Raw genomic sequence first — 13809 nt, 5'->3', positions numbered from 1 at the left:
GATGCTGCCGCGCAGAAACATTCCGTCGATCCGACCTATTTTCCATACACTTAGTCGCTGCGTGGCCCCGCATCGAGCGGACCATGGGCGGTGGACAGTTGAGGGGATTATGGCTAGATTTTGAGTAAAGTCGGCGCGCGGACGCGCCCTCCCGACCACAACACCCTTGAGAGGACACTGCATGAAAGCGCTGGTAATCGGGGGCTGCGGGTTTATCGGCTCGCATGTGGTCGATCATCTGCTGTCCCAGGGCGTGCGCGTGCGTGTGCTGGACCGTCGTGCAGAGATGTACCGCGCGCCACTGCCCGGCGTCGAATACGTGATGTGCGATCTCAGCGATACTGCCCAGATCTTTGAGGCGCTCGTCGGCGTAGATGCCGTCATCCATCTGGCCAGCACGACAGTGCCCGCGACCTCTAACATGGATCCGGTGGCCGATATCACCGGCAATCTGATTGCCATGGTGCGCCTGTTGGAAGTCATGCGCGAGGCAAAGGTGCGCAAGATGGTATATCTCTCATCGGGCGGGACGGTGTATGGTGTGCCGCAGACTGATCCGGTTGCGGAAAGCCACCCGCTCAATCCCATCAGCTCCTACGGGATCGTCAAGATCGCGATCGAGAATTATCTCTTTATGGAGCACAAGCTGCACGGGCTTGAGCATGTGATCCTGCGCGCCTCAAACCCCTACGGGCCTCGGCAGGGACATACGGGCACCCAGGGGATCATCGGCACCTATCTCTGGCGCCTCGCGCGCGCGGAACCGATCGAGGTCTGGGGCGACGGCAGCGTTGTGCGCGACTATATCCACGTGCATGATCTGGCCGCCCTGTGCCACAGCGCGCTGACCGCCGGGGCGACGGGCGTCTTCAATGCGGGCAGCGGGCAGGGGGCATCGGTCAACGATATTGTCGGCCATATCCGCGGTTGTGTGTCGGGCGACATTGATCCGGTCTACAAACCCGGACGCGGTTTCGACGTCCCCCGCGTTGTGCTGGACGTGAGCCGCGCGAAAGAGACGCTTGGCTGGCGGCAGGGCACAACCCTTGCAGAGGGGATAGCCGATACATGGGAGTGGGTGCAGGCGCAGCTGGCACGTAACAGTGGCGCCTGAGCGGGCGGCGATGCGCCCGTTAAAGGTTTCCTAAAGAACCTTCGTATCAAAGAGGATGTTGCCCTCTTTGTAGCCTTCCAGCGTCATTCCCTTGAGCCGTGCCTTGAGCCGCTTGTTCAGATCGCTTGCCTGTTTCTTGCCGGTAAGCCGCTCTTCGAGCCCGTCGAGCGCGCCGCGCGTAAGCTTTACGCCCGCATGCTTGGCGATCTTGCGTACGGATTTCGCGACATCCGCCGTAATGTCATCGTACTCAAGCGAGAGGTGCGGGACGTTGAACATTTCGAAAAATGCCTTCCAGCGCAGGTTGTCGAACACCAATTCTCGGTAGGCGCGCGCCAACAGCTCATCGGACACCTCGACATCGCCCTCAACCGAGCTTTGCATGCGGCTGTTCCACTTCTGCGTCGTGATCGCGATGGCAAGTGATACTGCCTGTGCAACCGTGTCGGCACGGTAAATGTACACGTAAGAACGCTCCGCCGGATGCTGGAAATAGCCCGAGCGCAAGGCCTGATTAAAGTGCTGAAAGTGCATCTTGACCGAATGCACACCGTTGTCTGATTGATAGTGCGCGGCCAACTTGCCCAGATAGTCGGCGTAGGATGTGGCACCCACCTTTGTGTAATTTTCCTCAAAGATGGTCTGCGGCCGGTCGCCCTTGTTCTCCTGGTTGTTGTTGAAGAACTCGTCGGGATACCCCATGCATTTGCTGTTGAACATCGCCTCTGCCAACAGGGTGGAGCCGCTTCGCGGGGTGCTGCACAGCAGAATTTCTTTGTGGGATGTGGCTGTCATATCTTATCCAAAATGTCTGCGCCGACCGACGGCAATCCAGTGCGTTGAGGTATCAACCCGCAGGATCACGGTATTTTCGTCATCGGAGAAAAGACACGTACCTTTTATTTCGTTTACTCGTTCCAGAACAGGACGTCCAGAAAGCTTAGCGCTGACCTCGAGCCTTGTCCAACCGTCAAAGAACGGCACACCAAGTCGTGAGAAATAGGGCCTGAGGGATCTTTCCAGCTGCGGTGGCACGGGGGTGCTGCGACATTCGACATCCAGCGCATAGTGGTCCATGTCGCCAACTGCCGGCACAAAGACGAAGCGCTGACCATAGTCATCATAGCTGGCGGGTCCGGGGGCCGTGGCGCTGGCGATGACCGCGCCCCCGAACGCACGTGCAATGATCCCGTCAGCTGGTAATGCCGCCGTCAACGAACACCACCTGACCCTGCATGTTGGTGGTGCCCGAGATCACCAGATCAACCACCTTGAAGATATTCTCGTCGTTCGACAGCGCGCCCGACGGCGTGCGGCGCTTGATCGTGTCCAGCTGTTCGGGGCGCAGGACCGATGACATCTCGCTTTCGAAAAAGCCGGGCGCGACGCAGTTCACAAAGATACCAGCCTCTCCGACCTCGCGGGCGAGGGCGCGCATCATCGCGTCCAGATACCCTTTTGACCCCGCATAGACCGACAGGCCCGCATAGCCGCGCGAGCCGCAGATCGACGAGATGTTGCAGATGTTGCCGCTGCCTTGCAGCAGCATCCGCTTGATCGCCACGCGGGTCAGCAGCGTAGGGCCGACGATGTTGATGTTGACGATCTGCTGGATCGTTTCGGGATCGGTGTGCATCAGCAACTGGTCTTGGCCGATCGCCGCGTTGTTGACCACACTGTCGAGCTGGCCGCCGAATTTGTCGCAAACCGCGTTCACAAAACCCGTAACGCCATCCACGTCCACCGCATCGAGCGGCGCAAAATGAAAGCTGTCGCCGTATTTCGCGCTCAGCGCATCCATCGCATCGGTGTGCGAGCGGGCGAAGGTCGCGACCTTGTTGCCGGCCTCCAGAAGCTGCGTCACCATATGAAGGCCAAGCCCGCGCGAGCCGCCGCTGACGATGATCGATTGTCCGGTTGTGTGCATCTTGAGTCTTCCTTGTTCAATTTCGGGCCCGCAAAATCACCGGTGCGGGGTCAACTTTTCAAACTGGCTTTCATCGGGATCTCGCTGAGGAAATCCCACATGCGCGGGACCGCGAATTCCGCCAATCCGGCTTCGCAATGGGCGGTCAGCATCTGCTCTGCCGCGGCTTCCTCCATCGGGTCGCGCAGAACGACACTGGCGACGGGCAGCGCGCCCATCATGGGCGCCTTACGGGCCACGACCCGCGCCCAGACGACATTCTCGTGGGCCATCAGATGAGCCTCGATATCCTGCGGAAATGCCTTTTGCCCGCCGACATTGATCATCGAATTCCCGGCCCGGCCCAGGAAATAGACACGATCACCGCGCTGCTCGACCAGATCTTGCGTGTCGACCCATCCGCCCGCATCCGCGCGATTGGCATAGGGGGAGCGGATATAGAGCCGACCGTCCTCGACCTTGACACCGATGGCGGCGTCGTCGCGGGTCAGCAGATCCGCCTTGAATCCCGCCTTCCCGTCACTGACGACAATCGCGGCGCCTGCTTCTGACGAGGCGTAGATGTGGCGGATGCGGGCGGACGGGTAGAGCGCCGAGAGCCGATCCAGAATGGCCTGATCGACAATCTCCCCGCCCATCGAGATGCTGCGCAGCTCCGCGCGACGCAGGGTGGCCTCGTCGAGCGACATCAGCGCGTGGCGCCAGAACGTCGGGGTCGATGAAATTGCGGTGACATGACCGCGCCCGATGGCGGCCTCGAAACTCGTTGCAAGATCGGCAATGTCGCCGGGGATCAGGCTTTGCCCCTCCTTGAAGAGGCCAAGCGCCACCATCTGATACCACGCGTAGGAGCCGATCTGATAGGGCAGGAACCACTTGTTTTGGGGCAGCGATTGCACCCGGTCGAATGTGTTGAGCGTCGCGGCGGTATGCGCGATCAGCTTCAGCAGCCCCGTGGTACCGGACGTCAAAACCGTGACCCGCCCCTGCTGCACCTCACCGGGGGCCACCTCGCCACCCACGGGCGTGCCGTCATGGGCGTTGCGCAGTTGCACGTGGTTCTCGGCAAAGCGCCCTTCGACCTCAGGCGACAGGCGCGCGCGCTCGATCACGCCAAAATCCAGATCCTGCGACATCCCGTATGCAACGCATCCAAGTGCCTCGCGCATGGTGTCAACGACAAAGACGCAGCGCTCCGCGCTCAGGTCGTGTCCCGCCAACGCCTCCCCCGCCTGCGCGCGCAGATCCGCAATGGTGACGGCGGTGTCCCCAAAATGCACACGGTTGAGGTCACACAGATCGGTCATGCGGGTTTGGTGGCCTCTTCGAAGAAGTCGAGCACGTCCTTGACCGTCTCGATCTTGCGCATGGAGGCCGCGTCGAACGTCAGCTCGCGGTCGATCTTCATCTCGATGCGCAGAGCCGCCTCGGAGAAATCGAGGCTGCGGAAGTTCACGTCGCGCGTTGCCTGGCTCTCGTCCGTGATTTCGGCACGGCCTTTCTTGGCCATGATCGCGTTCATGATGCTCAGGATTTCGGTGCGTTCCATATGTCTCTCTCAGTCAAATAAAGGGGGTATCAGGTTTACAGATCCAGCGCGGCGGCCTCGGCGTCGATTTCGGCGCCAAGGCTGGCAATGCGCGCGCGGGCGTGTTCGGGATAGGCATCGGCAAAATGCTTGTGCCAGGGATGGCGCGTGCGGGTTTCCATGTGCATCAGCAGACGTACGGTGCCCGCAACTTCGCCATCGGGGCCGGTTATCAGCGCGCCGGTCGGGATTTCGCCGCTGGCCACCGCGCCCGAGGCGACAAAGGCGCCGCGCCCCACGCGCACACCGGGCATCAGCTGCGCATTGACGCAGATCGTTGCCATATCGCCAATGGTCACGGGATCGGCCAGATGTGACGGCGGCAACGGATCGTTCATCAGCGTCGTGAGCGAGAACAGCCAGACAAAATCCCCGATGTCGGAGCCTTTCCCGACGTGGGCGTAGGCGTGCATCCGCACGAAATCTCCGATCCGCCCGCTGCCTTCGATATCCGAGAAGTTGCCGACGCGCAGGTTTTCACCGATCACGGCACCCTCACGGATGACGACGTGGTGCCCGGTCTCCAGCTTGGGTCCGATGGTGGATCCTTCGTACAGCACGGCGTGGCTGCGCACGGTGGCGCCCGCACCCAGAACAAGCGGGCCATTGTCGCCCGGCCCGGGATGGCCGATCACGCAGAAATCCCCGATGGTGCAGCCATCGCCGATCTGCACATTGCCATAGACGCGCGTGCCATGACCGATGGTGACATTGCTGCCAATCCGCGCCGCTGGGTCGATCAAGCTGTCCATGTCGTCTCTTTCATTCGGGGTCTCGGAACCGTCTCTACAGGCACATCACAAAATCGTCAAAGAAGCGGTCACGATGCGCCTGGCGGCGGGGCGGTAAGCCGGGCGTATTTCTCGTCCAGCGCGGTATCGACGACCTGCTGCATCGACGCCGAGAATTCGGTGCTGGCGACAAAGGGCGGATTCTTGGCCGCTTGGCGGATCTCGTCCGACAGCGCCTTGCGGCGCGCGGTATCCGCCGCCAGGTCCCGCACGAGCGCCACGTAGTCATCCGGCGTGTTGGCGAGCAATTGCTTGAAACCCAGCGTGCTGACAAGGAATTGATCGATGGAGCGCGTGAATTCCCGCCGCAGCACCACCGGCGGCGTGCCGTAAATCAGCGCAAGATGGGTCATCGTGGCGCCGCCGTGGGGGAACGACGACAGATAGATGTCCGACAACGCAATCGCGGCTTCCGCCTCGGGAACGCTCAATTCACCCAGCACAACGATGCGGTCCATCGCAACACCGACCTCGCGCGCCGCCTCGGCGAGTTGGCGGTTGAAGACAAACGCATGGCTGCGCGCGGCCCAGCCAGGGTTGTAGGGCGCCAGCAGCAGTTTACCGTTTGGCACCGCCTTGAGGGCGCGCAGCATGGTCCGGAGCCCTTCGTAGCGAAGCTTTTGCGAGGATCCCCCGTTCATCAGGACGACGTCATCCTCGGCAAGCCCCAGCGTCGCTCGGTTGAATCCTGCCAGTTTCTTGGGCTTGAGCGAGTGCAGGAAATTAATGACCGGCCCCTCGACGCGCAGAAGCGTTTCGGGATGATGGGCGTCATTGACCTCGGCGTTGGGATCATCGCTGCGCCCGGTCACAAAATAGTCGAACGAGGGAAAGCCGGGCGAAATCGGCAAATGCGAATTCAGCGACATCTGGATCGGGGCAACCCGGTGGTAAAGCGCGCGTTCCAGATCGTGCAGACCAAAGGTTGTGGCATTCGCGTAGAGGAACACATCAAGATCGTCCGCGAGGATCTTTTCGCGGATGTCACGGGGGCCGCCTGACAGGGTGCGCCGATGGGAAATGACGGCGTCGAATTCCTTGTCGAACTCCGCGTCATCGGTGACAACCCGGTCCCGGAACGCCATCGAGTAGGCAAAGATTTCGTATCGCGCGGCATCGAATGCCCGAAAGAATGCGACGACTGCCTCGCTGTCGGGCCCTTTTGCAAAGGTGCGGCACAGCAGGCCAATACGGATACGCCCCTTTGACAAGTCCTTGGGGCGCGGCTGTGCACGGGGGCCGGGCCGCTCCGGTCCGCGATATGTTCCAGCAGATCATTGCGCGCTTCAAGCGTCGGGCGCAGGGGCGCGTCCACCAGCAGCAGCCAGCCCATGTCGACCCGTTGCGTGGCGGCCATGATCCGCGCGCGGATATCCGTCCCCACATCCTCCTCGCAGTGCCGCGCCAGCCACTTCAGCAAACGCTCCGTATAGGCGACATAGCCCGGATCTTCGCCCTTGCGGGACAGATAGGGTGGCGTGGCGAGCCATTTGAGATAGAGGTCTTGCTGTATCGCCTCCTCGAAGACATCGAGCTTGTCGACGAGCGGCAATTTCCACACCGGGATGTAAAGAATGGCTAAAGCCAACAGCTGATTGGGGCGCGGATCGACCCCGCTGCCGGTGGGGTCCGCCAGATCGGCAAAACGTGCCTGCGTCTGCGCGAGCACCTGCAATTCCTGTTCGCTGTAGTACTCAAGCGACACGTAGCCCGAACAGATGTTCCGATCGCAGTGCTGAAAGAACGCATGACCCAATAGCTTTTCCACGTCCGCTTCGGACATGTCGCGCAGGTGTTTTTCAAGCTCCCTGCGGTTGAACAGCATCGCGGCATCGAAGGTGGACGGCGTTTGTCGTGAATGAAGGTTCCACGCGCTCGTCAGCGTGTTCGCGTCCCAAAAGGCGTCGGCGAGCCCGTCCAGCAACGCGCGCGCGTCATCAAGGGCGCTGCCGGTCTCGGGCGCTGCCGCGGGGTGCGGGAAAAACGGTGTCACCAGCGAAACCGGAACGGTGAAGGCTTCTTCGACCGGGGCGGCGGGCGGCGGCGCCGTGCCGACGATCCGCCAGCCGACGACATTGACGACATCATGCCCCAGCATCGCGCCGAGGGTGCTCAATACATAAAGGTCGGTCCCCGGTGCATTCGAGAAGAGCGCAAACACGCGCGTCCCCTTTGGCGAAAAGAGCATGTTGGCGAAATGTGCCCCGCCCTGTCCGACAATGCCGCCACCGGCCTGCGAAAAGACGCTTACCTGATCGGAGAATGTCATCCGTTCGCAAGTCACGCTGTCGAAACCGCGCTCCTTAAGCGCAGCGGAGATCTCGGGCGCGTTGTGCATGTTGCGCATCAGCCCGTTACGCTCAAGGAAAAGCCGGCCGCCGCTCGCGGTATGGTCCTGGCTGCTGCCGGGACGGGACAGCCGTTCGATGATCGCCGGGTGAAAGCGGGCAGTACCGACCGGAGGCAGGTCTTGATTGAGTGCGTCGTGAATGACGTTGGGCATGCTGCCCACGTACAATCTGCCGACCCGTACCGCCGTGTGACGGGCGAACCGCAGGACCGGATTACGCGGCAGATAGAGGCGCAGCGCCTGATAGTGCTGTTCGGGCAGGCCTGCATCGGCAAGGATCGGCGTTCCCTCGGGCGCAATTTCAGCGGCCAGCAGAACCCTTGGCAGCACCTCTAGCAGGAAGTTGAAATAGTTCCCGCTGTAGGTGCCCGTGGCCAGGATGCCCGAAGGCACTGTGCCACCGCCGTCAAATCCACGCAGCAACACCTTGCCGCCGGAGACGGCTGCGACGGCGCCGTGCTTCTTGATCTGCATCGTTTGCGGATCGAACCCGTCCAGACCGTGATCGACCCAGACACCGCTGCGCGCGACGAATCCGTCGTTGCCGGGCATCAGGCTCGCATCGCGGTAGACTGCGGCAGTCGCCGCCGGGGCCGTGTACGTGCCGATCGGCGGGGCGATATGCGCCTGTGAGACGACAGAAGGCCGGTTCACCAGAACTTGTTCTGCGGGGTGGACTTCCTGCACCTCGCAGGCTTCGGCGTCGGTAATACAAAGGGTGCGTGTGCCCGACGTCAGGGTAGGATGCGCCGCAATCGTATCCGGGTGGATGGACGCCGAAAGCATGTCTGCCGCAGCACGGTCACTGCCGACCTCGAACAGGCCCACGGCCATTTTGCCCGCCAGATGAGCCTGCCCGCTCTCCAGGTGCGGGCTGGGCAGGAACTGCCCTGCTTTGTGGGACAGGTAGTCAAGCAACGAGGAGCTGCTGTCGGTCCCGCGAAGGTATCTGTGATAATAGCCGGCACTGTCGAATGCCGGATGCGGCATCCGCCCTTCGCTTTCCCCGTTCTGGATGAAATGCTCAAGCGGGCTGATGGTCAGCGCCTTCAGATCCGGGTTGTTGTAAAGATAGTACTGTGTGGAGAACAGCGGATGCGGGTCGAGATTATGGCTGACGCTGTTTTCCATGAAGTACTGGGTAAGACTGATTTTGAGCGTCTCGGCGTAGGGCGCCTGCCGCAACAGATGCGTGCGTTGCACCAACGGGTGAGTGTCCACCAACAGCCGGTTGAGGGCCAGATCATACAGGGCCGCGCGGGCAGAAACCAATGTGCCCGGGCGTTGCTTTTCGATATGGCGAACGTTGATCAGCGTGTGCGGATCACATTCGCCGAGATTCCCTTCGATCAAATGGGCCCATAGCAGGTTCGGCGCCGCCTTGGCATAGTGGTTGAGCCGGTCCTGCGCAAACCCTGAAGGCGAAAACAGAATGTTCGGGCGCGGCTCGCTCGCAGAGGGCACCGTCTGGGTCAGGTAGCCGGGGAAAGCTTTGGCAAAGCTGCCGTGGGTGCGTTCCAGAAATGTCGGATCAATAAGCGGATGCGGGCTGAGTCCAGAAACCGCGCCGACACGCAGGAAATTGGCGAGCGCGCTTTCTCCGGTTGGAAGATCGTCGGTCGCGCGCAGGTAGTGGTCCGGATCAAAGAACATATGCGGCGCGACCCGTGCATCCAGCTCGACGTACCGCCGCAGGACGCTGTCCTCAACAGGATCACCGGTCAGTGGCGACCAGAGTCCTGCGTTTTCAAGCTGCGCCCGGCAATAGGCAGGATCAAAAAGCGGATGCGGCTTGTACCCGCATGCCTCGCCGCGCATCACATAATGCGTCAGCGGGTTGTTCTCGGCCGCCGCACGAGCCGAAGGATCGAGCTGCTGAAGGTAATACTTTGCATCGAACAGTGGGTTGACGGGACGCAGACGACGCTCCCCGTGCGAGACGAAATGATCGACCGGGTTCAATCCCGCCTCTACAACGTCGGGATTTTTACGCTCGTAGTACGCACGATCCACAAAAGTCTCTGCGACGCGCCGGCGTGACATATCCAGCGCCGTACGGCGCGGTTCTTCGACGGCGCGGACCAGCGCGTTGAGGCGGCCCTGATACCGTTTCCATGAGTGACCACGGTTGAACCATTTGCGCGCCGAGGCCGACATTTCGCGCAGCCGCTTCCTGCCGCCCTTCTGCCAGAACCCGCGCAGTGATTCTTCCAGTTCCGGCACGTTCTCCCAGACCAGAACGTCGTCGGGTGCATGGGTCAAGCCAGCGATATACCGACCGACATCGTCGCCCGCACCGCCGTAGACGGCGATGGGCATCCCGGCATAGGCGGCCTCAACCACGGTGAGCCCACCACCGGAGGGAAAGGACGTCAGAAACAGGTCCACGTCGCGCTCCACCAGCGTCTGCGCAACCGACGTTACCTCGCCAACCAGTTCCAGCCGTTCGCGGTCATCTCCGGTCTGATCGATCACCTGATAGATCTCGTCGCGCATCGCGTCGCTGATCGCGCCGATATGCACGTGGCGGCCACGGGTGGTCAGCAGGATCCGCGCGAGCACCTTTGGCAGGCTCAACTCTCCCGTACCGTGAAATTTATGCATCCCGCCGCAGGTCGCGGTTGTCAGCATGCCGGTCTGCATGAAATCGTGGTCCTCGGCGGCGATCCGTTCAAGGATTTCCGCCGGGATCTTGGGCCGAACGAGATTTGGCGCGTAGACGAGCGGCAGCATGTGCACGGCCATTTGCGGGCGCAGCGCCGCGATCTGCTGTTTCTGCTCTGCGCGAATTGCCAGATGCGTGGCCTCGGGCAGATCAACGCCCACGCTTGCGACCGTATCGGCGTGGTGCACCACATAGGCGCGCGGGCCGAATTTGTCCTTCACGCCTGCAAGGGCCACCGCGGCGATCACATCCTCAGGGTGATGCAGCACGAAGAGACGCTGGGCGGCAAAGCACGCCAGTTTTTCGCGCAGCCATAACAGCCGGTCGAAATGATCCAGCGCCGGATCTGGATAGATCGGAAAGCCGCCGGCTTCGACAATGGCCTCCATGCCAAAGCCGCGGCTGTTCTCCAGCATGCCTGTAAAGAGCACGACATGACGCTCCTTGGGGCGGGCGGCGATGATCTGCTCGACCAGCTTGCGGTGCCCGCCGGCGTGGTAGATCTCCGTGACGAGGTAGAGATTCGTGGCCCGGTCAAACCCGATCGGATCCTCCGGCAGTGGATGATCTGGGTCGATCCCTTCTGCCATGCGGGCGCACAGCGGGTCGATATCTTCCAGAAATACGCCCGCTTCATGGGCCTTCAGCACGACCTGCGCTTTTGCAAGCGTCATCAGCCGTTCGAGCGCGTGCGGCCAGTCCGCCGCGGCAAGCGCGTGCTCGACCTCTTTGATCTGTGGCGCGATCTCCAGCGATTGCGGCGTATCGGGGTGCAGGATTTCGGGGACTGAATTCATGGCTTTTGTGCCTTTGCGGCTCAAGCGAGACTGCGGGTGGCGTCTTTCACGTGTCCCGCGATCTCATGGGCCTGTTCGACACTCAGATGCGGGCCGATGGGCAGGCTGAGACAGGTGCGGCAGATCTCTTCGGTGACCGGGAAAGACATATGCCCGAACTCTTCTTCGAACGCGCCGCTTTTGTGATTGGCGATGGGATAGTGCATCGCGCTTGCGACACCCCGCTCGGCAAGCGCCGATTGCAACGCCGCGCGGTCCTCGGTGCGCACCACGTAGAGATGCCAGGCCGAGTGGACCCCATCCGCGACAACCGGCAAGGTCAGTCCCGATGTGCCGGCCAGCGCGCTTTGGTAGACGTCGGCGATTTCGCTGCGTCGGGTGCTCCATTCGTCCATCTTGGCCAGCTTTACCGACAGCAGTGCGGCCTGCAACGGATCAAGGCGGGAATTATAGCCTACATGATCGTGCTGATATTTCACCTCAGAGCCATAGTTGCCGAGGATCCGAACGGATTTTGCGAGGGCGTCGTCGTCGGTCACGATCGCCCCGCCGTCGCCAAAGGCGCCAAGGTTCTTGCCGGGGTAAAAGCTGAAACCGGCCACATCGCCCAACTGCCCCGCGCGGCGGTTGCCGTCGCGTGCCCCGTGCGCCTGTGCCGCGTCCTCGATGATCTTGAGGTCGTGGGTCCGCGCCAGCGCGCGCAGCCCCTCGCAGGCCACGGGCTGTCCGTACAGATGCACAGGCATGATCGCGCGGGTCTGGGCAGTAATCGCGTCGGGCACCAGATCAAGGTCAATGTTCATCGTCGCGGGATCAGCGTCTACCGGGACAGGCGTTGCACCGACCTGCGCGACGGCGAGCCATGTCGCGATAAAGGTGTTGGCGGGCACGATCACCTCATCACCCGCGCCGATCCCGTAGGCGCGCATTGTCAGGACTAGCGCATCCAGACCATTGCCGACGCCGATGCAGTGCTTGGCGCCGCAATACTCCGCAAACTCCGCTTCGAACCGGGCCACCGCATCGCCACCGATATACATCCCGCTGTCCATCAGGCCGTGATAGGCGGCGTCCAGATCATCCTTGAGGGTGCGGTAGGTGAAACCGACGTCCAGAAATGAATACTTCATGGGGCGGCGTCCTTCTCTTCTTTGACCCAGGTGAGAAAATCTTCGTAGGAGTACAGGTAGTCCTCTTTCTCATAGGGGTGCGAGGCAAAGACACACAACACTGAATCGGGTTTGGTGAACCGAATACTGCGCCAAAGACCCGGCGGCACAAGAATACCCTGGCTGGGGTTTTCAAGCGTGAACTTGTGCTGGGCGACGCCATCGTTGAAGGTCACCTCGCAGCTGCCGTTCATACAAATCATGAACTGCTGCAGTTTCTTGTGCCCGTGCTCACCGCGCACGGCCCCGATCGGGACGTCAAAAAGGTAATAGACACGCTTGATCTCGAAAGGGAGGCCCGCGGCTTCTACAACCCCAAGCTGGCCGCGCGCGTCGGTAAAGCGTGCAACGTCGACGAGCTCTGGTATCTGGTTTTGGGACATAATTCGGTCCTCGTTCTGGAAATAAGTACTATCACAAAATGTCGTGCTGTTGGAAAATCTTGCTGTAGCGCTCTGAAGAGCAAGCGTGGCCACTAGTCGAACGTCTGCCTACCTGTTGTCAATGGGGGTAATCCTTACTCGCTTTTTCGAACATCTGGCCGGGTTGTTTCTGCTTCATGACGACACAAAAATCTTTGGCTTTTTTGCCTCCATGGCTTGCAGACGCGCTCGGTCCTTCGCGAACCCCGGAACGGCTGTTGCAATCCGGAACGAGTTCTGGCCACGCCGCAGCAACGCATCCTCCATCAGATTTTCGTAGTCGGGATGTGCCTGCGGATCGATGCCCAGAAACGCAAGCAGGCGTTCGATCAGGGCGCGTCCGCGTTCAGGGTCGGTGTAGACATCCTCGAAGTAGATGACAAAAGGGGCAGGGTCAGCCTGGGCTGTCATCGCAGCCAACTGGGCGCGACGGGTCTGGCACAACTCCATCTGGTAGCTTGCGTGCTTCATGTTGATCGGGTCCAGCGTCACCTCGCCCGCCTCGATTGCCGGGTATAGCTTTGCCGCGGCATCGCCCCCCCATGCGCCCGTAAGCTGCGCCAGTTCGAGCGACAGGAGCCGATCTGTTTCGGACCGCCGGTCCAGGACGATGTGACGGTAGCCAAGCTCAGTCGTGACCTGCATCAACGTGCTGTTGAAGGCGTGGTTCATCAGTTCATGGCAATGTTTGATCACCGGACGGTCGGCGAGCAGGTCCAGCAGCGTGCCGCGCAGCGCCGTCGTATCCCCTGTTTCTAAAAAGGCCGGATAGACATCGCCGAATTTGCGACCTTTGTTGAAGGGCTCGTGCTGCACGCGCGGATGCTCTGAAAGCAGGCTGAGGAGCGTGGCAAGAGTGGTGCCGCCGGTGCGCCGCATGGTCCAGATGACATAGGGATCGCTCACGAGACCTACCTTTTTTGATCTGCCGTTTCTCCGCCCCGCAGGTACCACCCCGCCCGCACGGGGGCAAGCCGTCGACACCC

The 13809-nt window shown here is 61.3% G+C and carries 12 protein-coding genes; 1 reads left to right on the top strand and 11 read right to left on the bottom strand.

The window, feature by feature from the left end; all coding sequences use genetic code 11:
- Positions 1–181 precede the first annotated feature (181 nt).
- Entirely contained in the window at positions 182–1114 is a 933-nt protein-coding gene (locus KDD17_RS13955; RefSeq protein WP_212704216.1) for an NAD-dependent epimerase/dehydratase family protein, read from the top strand.
- Between the two features lie 30 nt (positions 1115–1144).
- Here KDD17_RS13955 and KDD17_RS13950 read toward each other — a convergent pair whose 3' ends face one another.
- From KDD17_RS13950 to KDD17_RS13900, 11 genes are all read right to left on the bottom strand, one after another.
- Positions 1145–1909: a Stf0 family sulfotransferase gene (locus tag KDD17_RS13950; protein ID WP_212704215.1), complete on the bottom strand. Its 765-nt coding sequence runs from the start codon at positions 1907–1909 to the stop codon at positions 1145–1147.
- A 3-nt stretch (positions 1910–1912) separates the two neighbouring features.
- Positions 1913–2329 (bottom strand): hypothetical protein, encoded by a 417-nt coding sequence (locus KDD17_RS13945; protein ID WP_212704214.1) that lies wholly within the window; start codon positions 2327–2329, stop codon positions 1913–1915.
- The gene (locus KDD17_RS13940) at positions 2307–3041 is read right to left on the bottom strand and encodes an SDR family NAD(P)-dependent oxidoreductase (protein WP_212704213.1); all 735 of its coding nucleotides are present in this window, start codon (positions 3039–3041) and stop codon (positions 2307–2309) included. The genes KDD17_RS13945 and KDD17_RS13940 overlap by 23 nt, the downstream gene beginning before the upstream one ends.
- 50 nt (positions 3042–3091) lie before the next feature.
- Complete coding sequence (locus tag KDD17_RS13935; RefSeq protein ID WP_212704212.1) at positions 3092–4348, bottom strand: AMP-binding protein; 1257 nt, start codon at positions 4346–4348, stop codon at positions 3092–3094.
- A complete protein-coding gene (locus tag KDD17_RS13930; protein ID WP_212704211.1) occupies positions 4345–4590 on the bottom strand; it encodes a hypothetical protein in 246 nt (81 codons plus the stop codon). The genes KDD17_RS13935 and KDD17_RS13930 overlap by 4 nt, the downstream gene beginning before the upstream one ends.
- A 35-nt stretch (positions 4591–4625) precedes the next feature.
- Positions 4626–5381, bottom strand: coding sequence for a hypothetical protein (locus tag KDD17_RS13925; protein ID WP_212704210.1), 756 nt, complete (start codon positions 5379–5381; stop codon positions 4626–4628).
- A gap of 68 nt (positions 5382–5449) precedes the next feature.
- Positions 5450–6370, bottom strand: a complete 921-nt coding sequence (locus KDD17_RS13920; RefSeq protein ID WP_212704209.1) for an O-linked N-acetylglucosamine transferase family protein — start codon at positions 6368–6370, stop codon at positions 5450–5452.
- Positions 6280–11232: a glycosyltransferase 61 family protein gene (locus tag KDD17_RS13915; RefSeq protein WP_212704208.1), complete on the bottom strand. Its 4953-nt coding sequence runs from the start codon at positions 11230–11232 to the stop codon at positions 6280–6282. Before KDD17_RS13915 ends, KDD17_RS13920 begins: the two co-directional genes overlap by 91 nt.
- Before the next feature lie 20 nt (positions 11233–11252).
- Entirely contained in the window at positions 11253–12362 is a 1110-nt protein-coding gene (locus KDD17_RS13910; protein ID WP_212704207.1) for a DegT/DnrJ/EryC1/StrS family aminotransferase, read from the bottom strand.
- On the bottom strand, positions 12359–12877 hold the full coding sequence (locus KDD17_RS13905) for a sugar 3,4-ketoisomerase (RefSeq protein WP_212704206.1): 519 nt from the start codon (positions 12875–12877) through the stop codon (positions 12359–12361). Before KDD17_RS13905 ends, KDD17_RS13910 begins: the two co-directional genes overlap by 4 nt.
- Positions 12878–12958: 81 nt before the next feature.
- Positions 12959–13729 carry a hypothetical protein gene (locus KDD17_RS13900; RefSeq protein ID WP_212704205.1) on the bottom strand — a complete coding sequence of 257 codons (771 nt, stop codon included), beginning with the start codon at positions 13727–13729 and terminating at the stop codon, positions 12959–12961.
- Positions 13730–13809: the final 80 nt, after the last annotated feature.

This window comes from Sulfitobacter albidus (genome assembly GCF_018200035.1).
Taxonomy (GTDB): domain Bacteria; phylum Pseudomonadota; class Alphaproteobacteria; order Rhodobacterales; family Rhodobacteraceae; genus Sulfitobacter; species Sulfitobacter albidus.
Note: the sequence above shows the minus strand (reverse complement) of the source record. Positions and strands in the feature narration are given on the sequence as shown.